The organism is Paenibacillus alginolyticus DSM 5050 = NBRC 15375 (assembly GCF_000422905.1).
Lineage (GTDB): Bacteria > Bacillota > Bacilli > Paenibacillales > NBRC-103111 > Paenibacillus_E > Paenibacillus_E alginolyticus.
The window spans coordinates 61,404-82,492 of the sequence record NZ_AUGY01000024.1; the positions used below are offsets into that span (position 1 = coordinate 61,404).

Sequence of the window (21,089 nt, forward strand, 5' to 3'; positions counted from 1 at the left end):
TCCTCTCCCCTTTCTCCCGGTCGGAGCCGGCATTCTGTTCAGTAGAGGCCAGTTGTTACTGAATCACCCTGTCATTCAAAGTACTCTTCCCAAAGCGCCCTCTCCCCTATTACATAGGTTTTTATGAAATTTTTTTAAAATTTATCATCATAAAATTTTATAAAAAAAATTAAAAAAAATGAAAAAATCGTAAAAATATAAAGAAATATTTAAAAGATCATAAAAATAAGTTGAATGTAACAAAATCAAATGAAATATCTGAAAATTTACGTTGATAAAAACTAATAAAATCTTATAAAATAGAGGTAGTTAGCAGAAAGTAGGCAGCAGTCGATCGGAGGCATTGGTGTGTTAGTTGAACAAATTACAAGGGAACGCCTCGAAGCGGAATTTGGTAGTGATCCGCTTTTCGATGCGATTCAACGAATGAATCTTGTGGACGAGCTTTTTGATCATGAAACCCTATCGGTACTTGTGGAACGCCATGAATATACAACCACTGAGTTTGAGAAATGGTTTTGCTTAAATGAAGCTGATTCTCGTTACTTATCAACGCCTGGTATTATGCGTGCGTTTGTTAAAGAACTGTCTAGCTACTTGCAAACCAGGAACCTTTCACGAACTACAATCATTGATTACCAAGGTGTAATCAAACTCAAAATGGCTCTATTGCTAAGAAAGAATGGAATGAAGCCGGCATTGATCTATGAGACAGCCGGAACAAAGGCTTATAGCCCATCTGTTATTCAAAGAGGGCAGGGTACGAACAACCCTCAATCACCAGCAACTCCGAAGTCACAGAAGGACATTTTATATGAACAATTTATGGAATCACTGTTCACACAACTTACAGCTGCTGGTGCAGTTTCTCAGGTAGATGGAAAGATTCAAGTTGATCTACGAATGCTGATCGAGAAACAAATTGAGTTAATGGCACCATCATTTCTTCCAGCAGAAACAGAGCAGACTCAGCAAAAATTGGAGCACCTCGACGATGAAATCAGCCGACTTAAGGATCAAAGTGAGAAGGATCGCGGGGCTCTAGATGAAATAACGCGGAAGTATGAAGAAGAAATAGTCGGTGTTAACGAAAACGTGACAGAATTAAAGGGTAAGTTGGAATCATACGGAGATTCCGACGAACTGCGTCAGTCAGCAACAAAGATTGCAGAATCGACAATTGAGCAAAATATCAATAAATACCTGCCAGCAGTAAAAACGCTTGAAGAACTTACGTATGAAAGATCCAACGACATGCTTACGAAAATGAAGATTGATAATAAACTCGAAGAAAGAGCTATCGCTGCGTGGAATGCGCAGCCAGAGTCAGTTCGTATGAAAAAAGTTGGTTTTTTCCGAAAGGATCAAAACTGGGAAGAACGAGAAAATTTTATTAGGAAGTATAAACGGGAAAACTATGAGCAAGTTGTAAAAGAAGAATATATGGAGTAGAAAATGGGCATCCCAAGTGATGCATATTTTATCTTAAACAGTGTTGCCAGAGGACATGAGAAGATGCCCGAGAGGGGCAATAAATTTTTTAAGAAATCTTTCGATATTGCCTTCTAATTCGTGCGATCATCCAAACATTGACACCATAGGTGGATGGCGGTAATATAGGAACATGAATCTGTTTAAATAAACGAAATCGAATATAAATCACATGTAGGCGAAGCACGCCGAGAAACCCGTAATTGGGTTGCTCGGCGTGCTTTTTTGCTTCGAGAAAGGAGTAAATTGCCTGTGGAGCTACATTCAGGCGAAATGATGAAGTTGTGCAGAATTCGAAAGAAGATGAGTCAAGAAAAGCTGGCGATGGCTATAAATGAGACGGATCCCAAACAGCTCACTTACCAAATGCAGATCAGTCGCATTGAGGCGGGTATAGAGGAACCTAATGAGCAATTAAAATCTGCAATCGAGCGTGTGTTGGGGCACTCAATCTGGAATCAGCATAACAAGGAAGCTAAACGGTAAAAGGGGGGATTGATATGGAAAGCGTACAACAAACAAAAAATATCATCATAGCCAACCAAGACCTGAAATTTGCCGAGCAAATGAAAAAGAAACTTGAGCATAGAGGTTTGAAAGTAATAGAAATCATCGTCGTACTTGAGCATTTGCTTCCAACCATCGAGGAGAAAATTGCTCAAGGGACACAGATTTACGGCTTGATTATTTCCAGTTCGATTGCAAAGAACAACGTGCTTGGAAAGAGGCTGGAACTTCTTTCGGACTCGATCCTGACAATTCGGGAAAGGCAATCCGACATGCGCTTTCTCTTCCTGAGCGATGAAAGTGAAGGACATCCCTTGTTAGCGGAGCTTGTTTCATTTGGCATATATAACATATTCACCAGAAACGCATCGACCAATGTAAACATTGACGAGTTCGTGACGCTAATGGAGTACGCCAAAACGTTCGCCGATGTGAAGCATCTGCGAGAAGTAAATCCAGATCTCCAGTGGCGAAATCGAACTGCATCGACGGATGGCGCGAGAAGCATAAATGTTGCCATAGAGACAACAAGCAAGTCGGTAGTTATTGAGAAAGAGAAAATTGTTGAGCGAGAACGGATTGTTGAAAAGCCAGTAGTGCAAATCGTGGAAAAGGTCCGCGAAATTAAGGTTTTGCCCAAATTAATCGCTATTGGCAGCGCGTATTCCGGAGCCGGCTCAACTTTTGTGACATTGGCGCTATCACGCATTCTTCACCACATCGGAATTAGCAATGCAGTTGTAGAACATCCAACTGGAGATCCGGTCTTATACTCTTTGTTATTTGGAGAAAAAAAATGCCCCCATGAATATAAGTTCTTATCGGAGCAGGTTCAGCAGAATGGGGTCATCGTTAACCGTAGGGTGGAGTGGAACGAGGGAAATACAAGTTGGTATCCGATTCATCCGGAAGGTTTGAAAAGGACAAACGAGTGGTCCTCCGATGATACTTTGAAGATGCTATACCACGTAAAAGAGCCAATTGTGCTGCTCGATGTTTCGCACAAATGGAGTGATCCAACGGTGCGAGAAACTTGCCTGAGCGCAGATGAAATATTCTGCATCGTAGATCCGCTTCTTCCTATCCGTTTCTTTAGGCAAGAAACCAAGAAAAATACGGATGTCATATTTGAAATTCGCAATATGGGTAAGCCGGCAAACATCATTGCTAATCGTGATGTGAAGGTCACCAACCGCAATGAATGGTTGCGGTCATTGCCGCTTCCTCCGATATCGGTGATTCAGGAGTTTCCGTATAGTGCCGTGATCGACTCAATATGGAACAACAAGTTAATCGCTGATGACGATGACATTCGGGGTGATTTGATCTATGCCTTGTATGGGGTAATTAATCGAATTGTTCCCAAGGATTACCCAATAAGCCAATTGAAAAAGCAGCGCCGAGGCGGACTTATCGGCAAATTGTTCGGCGGTTGAGGGGGGACTTGTATGGAACTAACTGTATTGCTCATAGAAGAAGACCCGTCTACCGCGAACGAGATCGCAGAGATTCTCTCCGATGGAGGATTCAAAGCGATCATTAGAGCTTCTCTGGAAGAAGCAAATACATGCCTGAGCATAACGAACGTTAAGGCGTTGCTTTTATCCAATGATGGTCCGAATAATGATCACCTTGAATTTATCGGGGCATTGAAAGGACAACAAGAAACAAGATGGCTGCCGCTTATTATCCTGTCACGCAAAAACCACGATGCTTTCCGGATAGAATGCTTCAATAAGGGAGCGGACGACTTCCTGCTTCTGCCGGTGAATCAGAAGGAATTGCTGGCAAGAGTCAGGGGATGGATCAATCGAATTGGCAGCTTCGAAGAAATGGCATTTCGGGATCCGCTGACCAAAGCGTACAATCGCCGCTATTTTGACCATCAAATCATGCTCGAACTGCAACGTTCACAAAGGAATGGATACCCGATTTCGGTTGCATTTATCGATGCTGATAAATTCAAATCGATCAACGATAACTATGGCCACCATATCGGGGATCTTGTTCTTCAAGGATTGAGTGCCGCTTTGCAGCAACAAGTGCGGTCCTCCGATATTGTAGCTCGTTATGGGGGAGAGGAATTTGTTATCCTTCTTCCTAATTCTAACGGTGAGCAGGCATCCCAGAGGGTGCATGAAATCCTGGAGTACATAAGAAAGACACCAATCGCTAAGCATGAAGGTAAAGAATACTTCATTACATTCTCGTGCGGAGTTTGCGAATGGAAAACCGGCATGACTGTCCCTGAATGGATAAAATCTGCGGATGACGGGGTCTATGCTGCCAAGGAACAAGGCCGAAATCGAGTGATTCTCTCCAACATAAACATGAGCCAAGTTGAGGCGGACGAAATCAAGCCGATCCACGCGGTCGTCATCGGGAATACGGAAATTACATCAATGTTGAAAAGCGATGCGATAGGACTGCCGATTGAAGTTGTTGAGTTTAAGGGTTATGAGGAAGTCGAATTCCTGCATGCCGATATATGCATTATCTCATTGAACAAAAACTTGGACCGTTTGAAATTTGAGGAGTTCCGAACACAAAAGCTATCATCAGGATGTAAAGTAGTGTGGGTTACTGAGAGCAAATCCGAAGACGAAATACTTCAGAGCATCGTTGCTGGCATCGATTGGTATATCAGAGTGCCATATTCGGAGGTGGACATAGAAATCGGAATAAAACAGATGTTTAACTAACAAAAAACCGGAAGGATGAACGACTTGAAAAACTGGTTCATCAAATTACCGCAATCGGTTAGGCTGCTAATTGTTGTCGTAACTTATGCAGCGATTTTTATAGGTCATGTGGCAGGGGTAAATTATTATGTTAAAAATTACTCTGAAAAAGTTGATTCAAAAGAAGTTGTTGTAACAACAAAGGAAATACCGCTTCATACAGTTATCCGTACGGAAGACCTAACGATTAAACGAGTACGATTAAGCGATTTGGTTGGCGGAGCTATTGTGGATCCAGACACAATCGTAGGCAAAGAAACTCAAGCACCGATGGGTAAGAACGAGCAATTCAATGCGGATAAGATCAATACGGTGGTCAAGAAGGAAGGCGAAATGATCATCGAGATCCCGACAGAATGGGTTATGTCATTCCCCAAATCTCTCCGCCGATTGGATAAGGTATCTCTGCTGCCGGTAGCCGATACGACCAAGAACGCAAGGGTTGACTTCACGGCAACTGCAAATCAGCAGTCAAATAGTGTGCAGGGAAGCGCAAGCGTTACGGCGGGAGGGATGAAAGATGATCCAAACGCGCCAATATTGGCCGAGGCAAGAGAGCTACTTAAGGGTTTGACAGTCGCTTATTTCAAAGACAACACGGCAAATGAGATCACTGATGCACTGCCTGCGAACTCGAACGCGGTAAAAGATTCTGCTCCGAGGATTAATTCATCCAATCTTGGTGCACGTCTGGAATTAGCCGTTACCCCGGAACAATGGGCGATGATTTATAAGTTGACTCAAAACACGTATAAGTTCGTCATCAGTTATCAGTAAAAGGAGGGCCCTTTATATGAAAAAGGTAATGTTTATCGGCGAAGACTCCAACCTACGCAGGGAATACCAGCAATTTGACACTGAAACAGATTTTATCTTTGCAAAAGCTTCCGAAGCTTCTCGGAATGAGGAGTACGACATTCTGATTATTTCGGACAGGGAAGTACAGCCGCTTATGCTATCTGCATTTGCCCAAGATTTCAAAGCTAAACAGAAATTTTATCTGATCTCCAATAGTCCGAAGAATTCGATTATAGAAAACAAAATTGCCCTCTGTAAGCAGCATGGGATAAAGCCGATCCACCCGAGACAAACGAACTCTCAAATCATTCAGAGAGTTTTGGGCATTGCAAGTAAAACGAGGGGCCTCAGAAATGTTTGCGCCGTACTAGGTACGCACCCCCAAGTTGGAGCAACAACAATTGCACTTAACCTCGCCAAGAAGATTTCAGAAAGTAACGAACATACAGTTTGCGTTCTCGGGCTAAACCAATACAATCCTGGAATTACGTTCGTCGAGAACTATGTCGGTAACAGCTTTGACGAGATGTACGCCTCAATCGTTGACAACCGGCAAATTATTAAGCCAAGTGAACTGGTAAATTACATGCATTATGACGACGAAAGAAAGTTTCACTACCTTGCAGGGAATCAAGACTTCACAAAGCGTGGGTATTTCAAGTCGGAGGAAGTCGAGCATGTCATCTCGGCTGCTGCCGATCAGTTTGATATCGTACTTCTCGATGTCGGTTTCTCACCGTGCAATAACGTTACACTTCAAGGGTTAATCAAATCAGAAGTTAAATTACTCGTTGGAAGTCAACAACCTGTGTCGGCCAAACTGTGGAGCCAGATGAACAACGATATCCTACGTCTTCTTGGGATTACAACAGACGAGTTCTTGCTCGTTGTAAACCGCTATAATTTGGATCTCCCAATCGACTCAAATGCTCTTCAAAATATCATGGAAGTGCCGGTAATCGAAGCAATTCCAGACTTCGGTGTTCAAGGCATGATCTGCGAAATTGAAAAGAAACTGCTTTGCGAGAGTCGAGACAAAAACGTGAAGAAGAAGGCGAATGCAGGTTTTGATGCGCTCGGCAACATTGTACTTGGGCGACTGATCGGAACCCAAGGGAGAACGACAGTGAAGGAGAAGACGGGTTTATGGAAGCTACTGTCGTAAGAGAGTGGGGTTGGCGCGAAGAGCGGTTTAATGTCCGCGATTACCTTCAAGAACAGCAATTTCTTGTGGAGGAGGACAGAAAAGCAGATCCGACCCCTCGCGTTGAATCGGATTCGCTCTTCAACAAGATAAAGCGGGCAACCACTGAGCATTTTACTGAACGGTTTGAAAACAGCAAGGATCACGAGAAAACATCGTGGCTCACCAAACAGCACGAATCCATCATTGGTATGAAGACGGCAATTGATTGGTTCAAACGGGAAATCGAAGAATATCTGCGCAGAAACAACTTGCTCGGAAGCTCCTATCCTTCGTATTACACGGACATCGTGGAGGCGGTATATCAAGAGACATATGGACTTGGACCAATCTCAACCTGGTGGAAACACGATAAATATCAAGACTCCCAAGCCGCCCGGATTATTGGAACCAATATCTTCTTCGAAATCCCCGGCCAGATGGAGGAACTGCAGGATATCTCATATGCTTCTGAGGCAGATGTATTGAGGGTCGCAAAGCAACTCAGCCTCCGAAGTCCCTTGACTTCACTTAACCCGCATAACCCGTCACTCCAGATCGATATGGCGGATGGGACGCGCGTGACAATCGTTATCCCTCCATGGACAAAACGCCCGATGATCGTATTTAGGCATTACACGATCAAACGCGTAAACTTGGAGGATATTGCGGACTACGGAACATTCCCATACGAAGTGGTTGACATACTTAGAGCAATTGCAAAAGGGCGGGGCACTACAATGCTCTGCGGGCCGGTAAAGAGCGGAAAGAGTACCCTGTTATCGGCAATGATCGCTGAGCGTAAAAGTTATGACAAGATGATCATTATTCAAAAGGACTTTGACGAGCTGAAGATTTCCGAACACTATCCCAAGAACGAAGTCATGGAGTTCATTATGACAGAGGACAACAAATCGAGAATATTCGACCTTGTGCTCCGAAGCGATTATGAGTATATCATTGTCGGCGAACTCCGTTCACTGGAAGCCGAAATTTTCTTGAAAGCATGTGAGCGGGGGTTGCCGGGAGCTCTTACGACCTACCATACTCCAGATCCGGATAATATACCATCGCAGCTGGCAGACGTTATTTTGGACGAGCATCCTAATAAAGCTCATCTTGCACAGTATGAGAGGGCAGCAAAAAACATCCACTTTGCACTCGTGATGGAAGAGATGAAGGACAGGAGCAAGCGGCTTGTTAAGCTATCTGTCTTCGACTGGAACCCGAACACAAAAGAATTTAAGACGCATGATTTGGTGGAGTGGGATCGGAAAGAAGGCATGTGGAGATACTCCAACTTTATTCCGGAGCGTATTCTGACAATTCTAGAAAAATATGCCCCAACGGAAACCGAACACATGCAAAAGCTTCTTGAAAAGCTGTCGTTAAAACATCCGATCAAGGGGTGAGGTGAAGATGATTTCGCATACAATGTTGGAACATATCAAAACAATACTTGACCCTGCAATACGAGCTATTCTTATTGCTGGTGTTCCCTTAATAATGGTGTATCTGTTGGGAAGGTTGTTATTCCCTGTATCTAAGGTTCTGCGTGTGGTACGTTTCCGAGGATTACCCACGTCCAATGCGCAGGCAAAACCTGATAAACCCACAGCAAAATGGGCAAGACACCTGACACTCTTATCTCGATCGATCAAGACCGGTGATGAGAGTGATGAGGAATTACTTCAACAATTCATCATGACGACGATCGCTTCTTTTGTGGTGACATACCTTGTGTATGGTTTTTGGACGGGGTTGTTCGATAGAAGCAACTTTCATTACACGGATCTGTTCGACAAGTGGCTTATCTTCATATCGTTGATGGCCAGCTCTCTGCCATATTGCTTTCTGCGTATGAGACTTCATCGGGTTCGGGTCAAAAACAGTTATGACCTTGTACCGGCTGTAAACACGCTGATCCTTAAATACTCCGAATACCGAGGAAATCTGTATTATGCGGTTTTCGAAACGACGAAAGGATTGCAAGGAGATATTTTGAATGCCCTCGTCGAGCTGCTACCGGCACTTCAAGGGACTGCGAAAATCGAGGACGCGATCGAGCTCTTCATTTTCAGAATTAATACGACGTGGGCAATACAATTAGGAATTCTGATCCATAAGTCCGAAGAACAGGGCGACAATATCGAACAGGGGCTTAGATGGCTCGTCACAGATATGAGTGAAGTGGCCAAGATAACAGAGGAGATCAAGTCCGAGAACAGGGAGACAATCCAGTTGGCATATCTGCCCGCATTTCTCTTCCCAGCAGTGATCTACTTGAATCAATTTCCATCGATGGGTAAATCTTGGCATTACTACTTCCAGACAACGCAGGGCATACGGATGGTTGTGTTCACCCTGTTATTTACGTTGATATGTGCTCTTGTTGCTTACATCATTCAAAAACCACGAAATGAGGTGTGAGGGATGGAAGCTAATACCATAATCCTTGTTAGTCTTTATGTCCTGCCTCTCATACTCGTCGCTTATATTCTCAGATCCGTTCGGTTGATCATTGCCCCAGGAAGGCTGTCAGTTTGGACACAAATGAGGCAATACTTCGAGGCCCAGAAAGAAGGCGTCGTCGAATTCTATAAACGGGCGGATATGATTCAGCAGTTTGAGGAAGCAGGATTAATCGCTGCGGGTATTACGCCAACGAAATTTCGGTTGCTCCGTGATATCACTTTTTTATCGTTGGCTGTGATCCTCAATATTCGTTACCTGATGAACATGGATCAAAGGTACCCGATCTTCGGGCTTGTCCTGCTGGTACTTCTGTATATTGCTTTGCAGCTCCGGGAGTCGTTTCCAATCGAATACCTTATGAAAGGCATGAAAGTTCAATTTGAGCGGAAAAAGAATGCTGAAATTTTTATTCTTCAACAACTTATCTCCAATGAGTATGCGGATAAGAATACGACAAAGCAAAATGTCTACCACATGTTTCTGTATATGCGCCGCTTCCTGAACTACATTCGGCCAGCAGTCGATCGGTTTCTCGAAGAATATCCGCGGGATCCGTACAACAAGGAAAAAGCATTCCGGAGCTTCGCAAAGATCGCAGGTACGCGGGAAGCGGAATCGCTTGCCGAAATACTCTTTCAAGTCGAGCAATCTTCACCAGATGAAGTGGCCGAGATTCTGGAAAAAAGATATGAGGAGTTGAAGAAGAAGAGGCAGGAAGCTTACCGGGGAGCGATGAGGGACAGAGGCGTTATTGCTTATATGCTAACCTTCTCGGGGGTAATGATGGTCATTATATGTGGGCTGTTTGTCTACTACCTGGAGTATAAGGATATGATGTCCTATACATATAACATGAACTAGCTTGGGGGTGCGGGAAACATGAAGGAAGTCATTATGAAAGTTTTGCTTATCGCTATTGCTCTTTCAGCGATAACCGTATATGCGGCAAGTGAAACTGGCCTTTGGGGAGACAGTAAAACAATCAGAGACCGATCGCACACAAGAGTTTCGACTAGCTTGGCCCCTCCCCCACCCTAATCAACTATCTGTTTTTCAGATTTGAAATAAATAACTGACAACAAAGGAGGCAATTTCTATGAAAGACGTAATCATTAAGGTCCTGCTCATCGCAATTGGATTATCAGCATTCACCTTATGGGTTGCAGCTGGACTATGGACAGACGGGGGTACGGTTGACACTCGTAAAGACACTCAGGTTACCCGCTCCACGATTCCGCAAACCTAATACTGAGCTTTCAAAGGTGGCTCTCTAGCCATAATTTGCAAAAAAAATAGAATCATAAGAGAGGAAGAACAAACTATGAAAGACGTAATCATTAAAGTTTTGCTTATCGCAATCGGATTATCAGCATTCACCTTATGGGTTGCAACTGGACTCTGGACTGACAGCGGTACGGTTGATGGACGCAAGGATAGCGAAGTGACACGCTCTGTGATTCCACAAACATGACGCCCCCCTCTCCGCATTGGAGATAACGGAAGCAATCACTTAACCGACGACACACGCGATGTCACAACGCACAATGATCCCGCAAAAACTAATCAGCGGGGAGGTTAGACTGTGAAACAAGTGATCATGAAGATTCTAATAATCGCTCTTGTATGCTCGGCCTTTACAGCATTCATCTTTTCGGATATGTTCCCGACAGCGAAAACCACTGAAACTAATATCTCTGTAAAGCTCTCGGAGAAAAATGTCCCTCACTAACACAAGGGCAGAAAGGGCGTCAGATAATGAAGCAAGTAATTGTAAAGATACTCTTAATTGCGCTTGCCCTGAGTTGTCTGGTCGCTATAGCCTTTCCTACCGTTTGGCAGGACGGAAAGGACGTAAAAGACCGGTCAAAACAGCACTACCAAAATATGTTTCAATAAATGGAGGGTAGAGGGGGAGGGCAATACTCTCCCTCGAAAACTATGAAACAGGCGATAACCTTATTACTTGTGTTTCCCTTTATGGTATTTTTTATGTTTCAACCGTTTCTGAGTGAAGTGGTTCACATGAGGGGAATTGTTTTAGAAAATATTACTCACAAATATGCGAAACTCGCTTCACGAGATGGGTATTTATCACCCACCCTCATCAACAGCATGCGGACGGAGCTGCAGGCGTTAAAATTCAATACAGCAAGTCTTGTTGTCACCGGAAGCACATCGGGGAGGGTAGCCCGAGGCATAGATGTAAACGTTACAGTACAATACCCAATAGGATCAATGTTTATCTTGCTGAACTGGTTTGGAACGGACACGCCATCGGGAAACTACAAATTCAGCGCAACGGAGATGTCAGAATATATCCCATAATGTAAAAGAGGCAGAACCATGAAGTGGGCGATCTTTCTTTTATTTACCTCGGCAATATGTGCGATGCTCTGGATATGGCAGATGGATAATCATACAACTGCCACGGCTTATAATCGTTTGAAAAACACTCTCGATCTTGCAACTCATGATGCCGCCATGCAAATAGATAAGAATGAACTTGCGAAAAACGGAAAAATTATCTTCACGACCAACTCAAATAACGTGCTGAACTCAACGCTACAAAAAAATCTGAAATTTGATGTAAACAATCAACCGATTGCGCCGAACATGTTTCGCACGTCTGACCAATTGAAAGTCTTAGTGGTTGACAAACTTGAAACCGGCTGCCCCGGTAGTCCTGCGGGGTTTCCGTGTACCTACAATAACACGACCTATGGCTACGTTGATACGATCGTGGGTCCGAGTATTGTGGCGATCATCTCAATGCGCCATCCGCGTCCCTTTGCATTTTCTACGGACCGTAGTTTTATTGTAGGAAGTTCTCACGAATACAAAGGGTATTAGGTGGTTGCCAAAAGAGAAACACCCTTTTATAATATCTGATAGACGTATAAGCTACTAACCGATGCGGGAAGCACCACGCATTCAAGGGGATACCCTTGTTTGCTGGTGCTTTTTCTGTTTGTAAAATATCGACACCCACGCACCTCGAGATAGTGGAAGGAGGAACCGCGATGATTAGTAGAAATGTTGACGGTTTGAATTGAGCCCATCTAAAATTCAGCATGTCTCAAAAATGAAGTGTTAAAGTGCCGATGATATAGTGAGAGTATAGAAGTTGATTCGGTCCATCCTAGGAAAGCTTTACTAGGATGTTCTCATAAATCATAAAGGGTAAAGGGAGTTGTTCAAATTGAAAAGCCTAAAAAAGAACATTTTGACATTTTCTGCTTTGGTTCTGCTTGCGTCTACCGTAAACGCAGTACCTACAAGAGCAGACGATAACCCAACAGGTTTCGCAGATATGCGAGATCACTGGGCAAAAAAGGCCGTAGCAACGGCGATTACGAAAAAATACGTTGACGGCTACGGCGATGGATCGTTCCGGCCGGAGAATTACGTCAGCACCGCGGAGTTTATCAAAATGGTTGTAACCGCAACTCAGCTTCCTGTTATCGGTAGTACCGATGGTCGGGAGTGGTACGTTCCCTATGTTAAGGCGGCAGTAGAGAAGGGTATTGTGAGAGAGGATTCTATCAATACCGATATCATCAACAAGCCGATTTCCAGGATTGAAATGTCGAAAATTGCAGTCAGAGCAACCGATCCTACACTGCAGCAAAAATACGTTAGCATTAATGATCAAGGGGCAATGTACACGGCTGCAAGCAAGGGGCTGATTCAAGGACTTGCGAACGGGGAATTGGCTCCGGATGGAAGTACGACCCGCGCCCAATCCGTTACTATCATCGAACGCATTCTTAGCTTGAATAGTGGCGGAAAGCTGGAAACCGACAAGTTGGCGATATCGAATGCAGAGCTTGCGTTTAGGCGCACGAACCTGTTTTCGATGATTCCAATCTTTGCCGGTACTAAGGGTGAATCCAGTGAATGGACTCCGGATAAGTTGGTTTTGGAAACTGCAGATGGTAAGTTCAAGGGCGAAATTGATCAAGTCGTAGTAATTGATATGGCCAATCCAAACGACCCCAATCGAGGACTTCTTGGGGATATCAATGATTTGCATTGGTTTGCTCCTGGTAGAGAAGGGGAAATGCCTTTGGTGAAAGATTATCCGGACAGCTATGTAATCTTGGTTAAGAGTCATGTGGATTATGTCAAAGATACGGCTGCCTATGCTGAGAATGGCAAGGTTGGATTATCTATTTATGGATTCAAAAGTCCAGATCCAACTGCTTTAGCTAAAGGAGAGCTTAATACACTTGCGACAGTATTCAAAAATAGACGTGGGGATATGCAATGCATGATTTTGCCCAAATCAGGGTTTGAAACAGCGGAGTATATCTCAATTAAGTTGAATGCTCCTGCAAGACCACCAGTAGATGACTCAACTCGTACTATCACATCTGTCTGGGTTCCTTCCGGTAAATAGGATGTTCGTTTTATAAGGGGGAGGGGATCTGTTTGCGCTTAAATAAGACCAGAAAACGTGCGAGATTGATAAGTGTGTTTATGCTTATCGTAATGTTTTTCAATTCTCCAACCACATTGTTTTTTGGTGAATGGCTCAACAAGGTTTTTGCAGCTACACCGGAATCCATGACAACTCCTATTGTAATGTGGAAATACGGAGGAGCTAGTCCTGGATCGGATAATAAGTATTATTCATCCTATCCAAAAATGTCCGGTGCTACAATAAATGTTACTGTTCCAAATGGAAAGGTAATAACTAAAATCATGCAAGGTAGCCAGGACATCACACCGCCTAAAGCAATCGGTGTTAATTATTATGAAGGGGAATTGAATGATATTTCAGGGACCGTTCAAGATGTAACATCCATTGGTAATGCATCGGGAACAAAAGGTTATTATGCTTGGTATCGTTATAGCCCAGGTGGTTCCCAAGGTCGAAACTGGTACGCTGATGTACCGGATATAGACGGAAATATCGTGAAGATAAGCTGTGGTCCGGATGACTATGGTCCTGCGACCTACAGAAATACTTCTAGTGCTTCTACGGAATCGATCAATGGATACTCGATGCCGACACTTCCTGGATGTTCTACTACGGATCCAGCTTTTTCAAAACTAGGTGCATTAAGTTTGGGAGCGAGAAAAGATCAAGATTTTAAGTTGAACGGGGTAAAAATTCCTGATTCGGCAGTAACTGATGTCATCGCGACCTATGCAGAAGTAAATGAAAATTTACAAGGTCCGATAACTGGACCTGATTCATATCACGAAGGTTATCCAAAACCTGGCATAATTAGTGGTATAAACGTTACACCTAACAAGAATGATGCAGGGGAGTATAGAGTAACCTTCCAACAGAGATTTACTAACTTTAATAGTTCCTATGAATCATCCAGAGATTTACCTGCTGCTGGTGCGAAGGTCATTACTTACTATGCAGCTTTCATCGTCGATCTGGCCGGTAAGACATACCAATACGACGACAAGGTAACTGTTTATTACGAGGACCCGCCAAACGCGCCGAACCTTGTAGTTTCTGACGTATCGGCTCCTTCATGCGTTGAAGTTAATGCGGCATCATCCTTTTCATTTACTTTTTCAAACACGGGTGGAACAGATATCACGACACCATTTCAGGCGAAAGTTGTAATTGACGGAGCCACGTTCAAAACTTTTGACTACACTGGACTTGCAGCTGGGGGCAGTAAGACCGAAACGTTCACTAAGACGTTTGCAGGGACTTCCCTTTATAACGTAGCTGTGTTCGTCGATACTGTCACAGGGGAAAACAAGACGGATGATAACAGTAAGTCGGTGACTGTGGTCCCGAAACTCAGCTGCGCGGCTGTTCCCTTGGATCCGTTTATTACGGGTGATTTCACGATTGAAAAGCTGACGATGCCCTACGGTCAGAGCAACACGATGTACCCGGTTGGCGTTAGTGTAGGTGGTTCCAGCGGTGGAACGTCATGTGCAATCAGCCAATTCGGATTCATTTTCGAGCAAGACGGCATCATTCGGGATTACGTTGGAGCCAAATCGTCAGCGACGACCCAAGGCTTCTCCGGGCCTCCGTATCCTGGGGGAATGGGTGAAGGATCTGTAAACGTCACGATGAAAATTGTTTCGACTTGCGGAACGACAAAGGTTGTCGGGCCAAAGAGCTTCACGATCACAGTCGCAGCAAATAACAACCCACCTTTCGGTTCTCCTGGTTGGTTTGCTAGGGGTAATACGAATAACTTTCCTGCCATAGATGAAATTGTCGTAGATAACTATATCGATCTGGGTATTATCAAGGACAAGTTCAAGACCCCAGAAGAACCTTACGATCCGGAAGGCGATGGATTTTTCCCAACATGGAATTTTGCCGGTAGTTCGGACCCATGGATTCAAAAATTGGGTGATGACAGGGATGGCTACGGATTTAACGAACACGACGAAAGATTTAGTAATATCAAGGCCGATGTTTTAGGTGTCCATACCGTGAAAATGAAATTGACGGATACAAGGGGCGCACAAAGCGGTTGGAGATCGGCTACGATCAATGTCGTAAAGCCTAATCCGATTGCAGCTTGTGAAGCTCCGGCACAAATGAAGTCAAACAGACCATTAGCACCGTCAGCCATTAACGCCGACAAAAGCCGAAGCCCAATGGGCCGAACAATCGATCACTCGAAAGACGAGTGGACGAACAAGCAATCAACGTACTTGAACACCACGATGAGCGATATCACAGTCACAGTAACCTTGAATAAGGTCTATGATTCAGCTGGTTTGGCTTCTGAAAATTCGAGTAGTTGTAACATCATTGTTCATCCGGATTACCCGCCAATCGCTAAGATCAATGCCCCTACATTGGGGATCCGTGGCGAAGGCTATGACGTGCTGAATGAATCTTACAGCCCGGACGGCGATAATCTGACGCAAACGATCTGGTACCAAAGAAATGATGCAAACAATGATGGTGTTTTCTCCGATGCTACTGAGCCTTGGATAACAGTAACAGGCACTTTGACAAAATATGTGTTTAATCCTACGAAAGTCGGTAAATACAAGTTCAAGCTGCGCGCGATTGAAGAATACGGCGCTTGGGCAGAAGCAGAATCCGGCGTGATGGACGTAATCAACCAAGCTCCGGAAGTTAGCTTTGATCTTTCGGGGAACAGTCCGAATCCGGATCCGAATCCACCGCAGCTCTACAAAGCTTCGGATATTTTAAGGCTCTGGACGTTGTTTGCAACAAATACCAATAGTGTTCTGAGCAAAAGCCCGACCTATAATTGGCAGAATGAAAACGAAGGACTACTGTCCGGGGCTGGTAAGGGAAAGGAAAGGCAGTACACCTCTGCAAATCGAGTTTCAACCCCATATGGATTTGCGGGAGCAACGGCTTATAGTTCACCGTTTAATGACAATGGTTTTGGTAAGAATGGTCTTTCGATCTATAAGGGGATGACATCCCCAGACCCGAGCTATGCACAACCGTTATTGGTTCCTGGTCCAGATGGCCAACCGGGAAATTTTGTTGCTGGGGGAACGCCGATTGAAACGGATAAGGTTCATATGTATTTCCAACTTGGCAGTGGATATTCCGAATCTTCTACCGGCAATACGTTCTATGCCTTAAATAAAAATAAGATTGGCCGGTATCAGTTAGACTTAGTTTGGACTACCGGTTGTAGTGGATGCTTTCCCTATGGAACGTATAAACATAAATGGTTGGATGGGAATCCATACGATTATACGCTCAATTATAGTAACATCCCGGCTGATAAGTTATTACAAAATAAGACGGTTCCTTACACTACTGAATACGGCAGTCCAAAGGGACAAGTGACTATCAAGGAGTCATTAAATTATGGCTCAGTAAATTTTAAATTTGCTGAAAAGACTGTTTATCTATTGTTTACTAAGAATACACCAGTCAAGCAATATGATTATACTGACTCAGATGATTATACATCGATAAGAGTCTATTACTCACAATCACCAATGGCATGTTCGTTCAAAGCCCAGGACGCTTCATTGATTGGCTGCTTCGACGTTCCTGGTGGTAACAAAGATACAATTACAAAAAATGATCATCTTCTTTTTTATTCTGATAGTGATGGTTATTACTCAACAAACGGTTATTTCGGCAATAGTTTTGCAGAGGTTGACCAATACGGTAACGTTGTAAACACCGGAGCAATTATCGGGAATAATCCTTGGGTTCCAGTGACGTATGAAGCGAAATATGTACAATGGCCGTATACCAGTACGCCAAGAAGTTATGATCCTAAAAAGTATGTTGATACCTCTTGTAGATTCAATCAAACGAGCACCCCATATAAAGATCGGGATGGCAACACTTACTTTTATGAGGAAAAGATTTGCAACGCACCAGATGGAAGTGCGATGAGGGGTTATTCCGAATATAACATGCGGGCATATCCTGAACTTGCATTAGGAATCTACGTGGCCAAGTACGATAAAGACTACAAAATAGTTTGGAGAGCGAGAACGGGGGGTAACTCCTTATATTTCAGCGCTGCTTGGACGTATGATTGGGCAGACAACATCAATACGATGATTGTCAATTCACTCAATAATACCATTGTGACCAAGACACTCTACACAGTTGGCGGCTCCTGGGGAGATAGCAGAAGCATTGTCAATAATACCATTGACATGACAAGTGGAGCAGTTTGGGGATGGGGAGGTCCGGTTGTTACCGGGATGTCAACCGCCATGCACGTTGATGGTGCTGGTAATTATGTCGGTGGAGGAAATTGCGCTGCCAACATTTATAACCAGTGTACCGATGTTAATACCGGAGGATCAACACGGATTCTTAGTGGAAGTGTCGGATTTGCTTCGAGTGCAGTTGAAACTGTAAATCAAAAAGGCTTCCAAGAGTACATGGGCGATGGCTTGATTCTGAGCGCATGGATGTACCATAGCTGGGCTACTGGATACAACAGCCCACCATATGGGGATACCGTATATTGGATTGACAAGGGGCCGGTAGCAGAAGCCCCAGCGATTACACCGAGATATCAATACGGACAGTTTTTGTCCGGACCAACAGCCACAGATGCAGAAATCATGTTCAACTTCAAGACCGAGCAAGTTAAAATCGATACGGAACTTTTTGGATTTTCGTTCCGGATGCAGGATGGCTTGAATCGTTACGCCTTGGAGTTTGATGGAGCAAATACCTACCTGGCCAAATATGTGAATGGCGTAAGGACAGTTATCTCAACTTCCGCATACAACATCCAGGACAGCAAGGGCTACAGCGTGAAGATCCGGACAGTCGGTAACACGTTCAACGTTTGGATTAACAAGGTCAATTACTTCGCTGATATCGTAGATAATACGTATGCGGTCAGCGGGAAATTCGGGCCATTCTCGAATAAGTCATTCGTGAATTACTCAGGGATGACCATGAAGCCATACGCCGAAGCAGATCTCTGGAATGCTGATTACGCGATCCTGGATGATCAAACCGGAAAAGCGGAACTAAAGTATGATAACGTCATTTTCGATGATCCGGAGAAAGACCCTATTGCTGGTTCATTCAGCTGGAATTATGTTCATACACCGATGTTCATTGATAATGGCGGCGTATCTCCACTGAGCGGCCAAAGCTACACTTCGGGGATGCCGACATTTGACCGGGTAGGGAAGTGGGATGTTTCACTGAGAGCAAAAGATGATCCGTATCCGATACCTCAGTACAAATTTCCAAACATGACTTTTGATGCCTACAGAAAAAATTCTAATTCGTTCAAGAAGAGCATTATTGTCCATCGGCGTCCGGTCGCGCAGTTCAGTCTCGTGATGGAAACAAACGGATCGGTGACTTGGACAGACACAAGCTTCGATCCGGACAGATACAACGTTCCAACCGGGCATATTGAGCCGGGATATGAAACGAGCAGAGGAATTGTAGAGAGAAAATATTGGTTCATTGCTCCGGACGGAACAATGTCTGAAACGAAATTGGACAAGGTTAATGATTCTGGTACGTACACGATTGGGTTACAGGTTAAAGACGAATTTGGCGCTTGGTCATGGCCGGAAACAAATACAATTGATGTTGGTCTAAAACCAAATAACCCGCCGAAGGCAGTTTTGACTTTCCCAACGGGATCGAAGGACACGCCGGACTTTTTTCCAGTAGGAACTAATCCAACGATCACTTGGAATCAATCGGACATTGACCCTGATACGACCTATACCGCTTATGAGGTATATATTGGCCAGGTAACAAAGGATTGGTGGGGGAGTGAAGTTGAGTACGATAGGAGCCAAGGTGTAAAAACATTTAGTACCAAAGCTGAAATGTACAGTTACTTGGCAACAAGCATCGTAGGAAATTTGACCGATAAGTGGCATATTAAAGTTAGAGTTAAGGATGAAACCACTTGGTCTGCTTGGTCAAATGATGGGTACTTAGGCAGTCGCAGACCACCAACGGTTCAGCTGACGTACCCAACAGGAACTTATGATAACCCGACACCTGTAACTGATTTGCGTCCAACAATTACCTGGAACCAAAAGGACGATGATACAGGAAAGATTGCTTATCAGCAAGTTCGTGTCTGGGCAGAGGATGGTGCAACTATCGTTGCTAGTGCTGATATTAGCGTTCCCATAGCTGATCGAACCAAATTGTCAGATAGCTGGATAATGAACGTAGATGCTCCAAGAGGATCGAAGTTGAAAGTTCAGCTCCGCGTCATGAATGAAAATAATGTTTGGTCCGATTGGAGTAATATCGGCTGGATGACAACGAATAGTCCTCCGACAGCCACCATGATCGATCCGGCCGGAACGCAAGCAGCTCCAACAATTTTTAGCACAACGAAGCCAACTTTCAAGTGGAGCCAAACGGATACGGATGCGGGAACGATTTTCAGTTTCTTCCAGATCGAAGTCACTAACGAAGCAAATACCGTTGTTGTGCTTGATTCGGGGATAACACCGCAAAACACTACGGACACAACCGCATCATGGATAGCTCCTACCGATTTGCCAGCTGGCCAGAAGTTAAGAGTCAGGGTAAGAGTTCATGACGGATATGTGTGGTCCAACTGGTCGGCTCAGACATGGCTCTACATCGACCGTCCGCCGACCGCTGAATTCAATTGGAATCCGCAACCAGCTTGGGAAGGCGATACGATCACGATTACGAATCTTTCGACCGACCCAGATGGGGATGCTTTGGCGTACATTTGGACCATTACGGGACCGGGCGGGTACAGCAAAACAGCCTTTACGCAAAACACATCGATTTTTGGTAGCGATACCGTCAATCAACCCGGCACCTACAGAGTTACGTTGACGGCGATTGACCCTTACGGATTATCCAGTACGGTAACGCATAACATTGTTGTCGGCCAGCTGGGGGTTATGGGACAAGTCAATCATACGACTCAGTGGGAAGCGAACCGACAAGCATACAATGCAGCTAACCCCGGAAGTTTAAGGAGCATTCAAACCTTCTGGGCAGGCGAACAGTTTGATCTTGTTGGCATTCCAACTGATACAGGAACGAGCAGTACGGTCGCAACGAGCATTAGTGTTGTCGCGACGGGTATCGGAAGCACGAGTCTTTCGAAAGTGACCGTCTTGAACTGGACCGGATATATCGGAGCAGACAATGCCTCGGTAGGCTTAGAGACGCTGGGTGATGGGCCTTATAATTTCACCTTCACCGTGGCGTACTCTAACGGAGTCCAAAAAACGACGACTGTTACTATCAATATCGCAGGTGATTGGAACGACTACTTCCGATTCCACCGGAAATACTAGAAACAAGGAGGAGCACAGCTCCTCTTTTTTAGTGTCAGTCTTACCTTTGTCCATTAGAACGGTAGGTAGAATAGAGTTGGATGTGGCGGTAAATTGATATGAGAATCCGACATATAATACCGTCTCCATCGAAACGACGCTGATCCATT

The 21,089-nt window shown here is 44.4% G+C and carries 15 protein-coding genes; all 15 read left to right on the forward strand.

Features of this window, described 5'->3' with window-relative positions:
• Window positions 1–348: 348 nt before the first annotated feature.
• A complete protein-coding gene (locus G519_RS0112965) occupies window positions 349–1,452 on the forward strand; it encodes a hypothetical protein (protein ID WP_029195064.1) in 1,104 nt (367 codons plus the stop codon).
• Between the two features lie 291 nt (window positions 1,453–1,743).
• On the forward strand, window positions 1,744–1,977 hold the full coding sequence (locus tag G519_RS0112975) for a helix-turn-helix domain-containing protein (protein ID WP_029195065.1): 234 nt from the start codon (window positions 1,744–1,746) through the stop codon (window positions 1,975–1,977).
• A gap of 14 nt (window positions 1,978–1,991) precedes the next feature.
• Window positions 1,992–3,434: a hypothetical protein gene (locus G519_RS0112980; RefSeq protein ID WP_029195066.1), complete on the forward strand. Its 1,443-nt coding sequence runs from the start codon at window positions 1,992–1,994 to the stop codon at window positions 3,432–3,434.
• A gap of 12 nt (window positions 3,435–3,446) precedes the next feature.
• Entirely contained in the window at window positions 3,447–4,700 is a 1,254-nt protein-coding gene (locus tag G519_RS42845) for a GGDEF domain-containing response regulator (protein WP_051253360.1), read from the forward strand.
• Between the two features lie 24 nt (window positions 4,701–4,724).
• Window positions 4,725–5,516: an SAF domain-containing protein gene (locus tag G519_RS0112990; protein WP_029195067.1), complete on the forward strand. Its 792-nt coding sequence runs from the start codon at window positions 4,725–4,727 to the stop codon at window positions 5,514–5,516.
• Between the two features lie 16 nt (window positions 5,517–5,532).
• The gene (locus G519_RS0112995) at window positions 5,533–6,702 is read left to right on the forward strand and encodes an AAA family ATPase (RefSeq protein ID WP_029195068.1); all 1,170 of its coding nucleotides are present in this window, start codon (window positions 5,533–5,535) and stop codon (window positions 6,700–6,702) included.
• Window positions 6,684–8,132 (forward strand): ATPase, T2SS/T4P/T4SS family, encoded by a 1,449-nt coding sequence (locus tag G519_RS0113000; RefSeq protein ID WP_029195069.1) that lies wholly within the window; start codon window positions 6,684–6,686, stop codon window positions 8,130–8,132. Before G519_RS0112995 ends, G519_RS0113000 begins: the two co-directional genes overlap by 19 nt.
• 7 nt (window positions 8,133–8,139) lie before the next feature.
• Window positions 8,140–9,150, forward strand: coding sequence for a hypothetical protein (locus tag G519_RS0113005; RefSeq protein WP_029195070.1), 1,011 nt, complete (start codon window positions 8,140–8,142; stop codon window positions 9,148–9,150).
• A gap of 3 nt (window positions 9,151–9,153) precedes the next feature.
• Complete coding sequence (locus G519_RS0113010; protein WP_029195071.1) at window positions 9,154–10,056, forward strand: hypothetical protein; 903 nt, start codon at window positions 9,154–9,156, stop codon at window positions 10,054–10,056.
• A gap of 235 nt (window positions 10,057–10,291) precedes the next feature.
• Window positions 10,292–10,441, forward strand: a complete 150-nt coding sequence (locus G519_RS50165) for a hypothetical protein (protein ID WP_154669567.1) — start codon at window positions 10,292–10,294, stop codon at window positions 10,439–10,441.
• Between the two features lie 75 nt (window positions 10,442–10,516).
• The gene (locus G519_RS50170; protein ID WP_154669568.1) at window positions 10,517–10,666 is read left to right on the forward strand and encodes a hypothetical protein; all 150 of its coding nucleotides are present in this window, start codon (window positions 10,517–10,519) and stop codon (window positions 10,664–10,666) included.
• Between the two features lie 551 nt (window positions 10,667–11,217).
• Window positions 11,218–11,520: a hypothetical protein gene (locus G519_RS0113040; RefSeq protein WP_127527618.1), complete on the forward strand. Its 303-nt coding sequence runs from the start codon at window positions 11,218–11,220 to the stop codon at window positions 11,518–11,520.
• A gap of 18 nt (window positions 11,521–11,538) precedes the next feature.
• Window positions 11,539–12,045 (forward strand): hypothetical protein, encoded by a 507-nt coding sequence (locus tag G519_RS0113045; RefSeq protein WP_029195073.1) that lies wholly within the window; start codon window positions 11,539–11,541, stop codon window positions 12,043–12,045.
• Between the two features lie 349 nt (window positions 12,046–12,394).
• The gene (locus G519_RS47425; RefSeq protein ID WP_051253361.1) at window positions 12,395–13,594 is read left to right on the forward strand and encodes an S-layer homology domain-containing protein; all 1,200 of its coding nucleotides are present in this window, start codon (window positions 12,395–12,397) and stop codon (window positions 13,592–13,594) included.
• A gap of 32 nt (window positions 13,595–13,626) precedes the next feature.
• Window positions 13,627–20,940, forward strand: a complete 7,314-nt coding sequence (locus G519_RS0113055) for a CARDB domain-containing protein (protein WP_029195074.1) — start codon at window positions 13,627–13,629, stop codon at window positions 20,938–20,940.
• Window positions 20,941–21,089 lie beyond the last annotated feature (149 nt).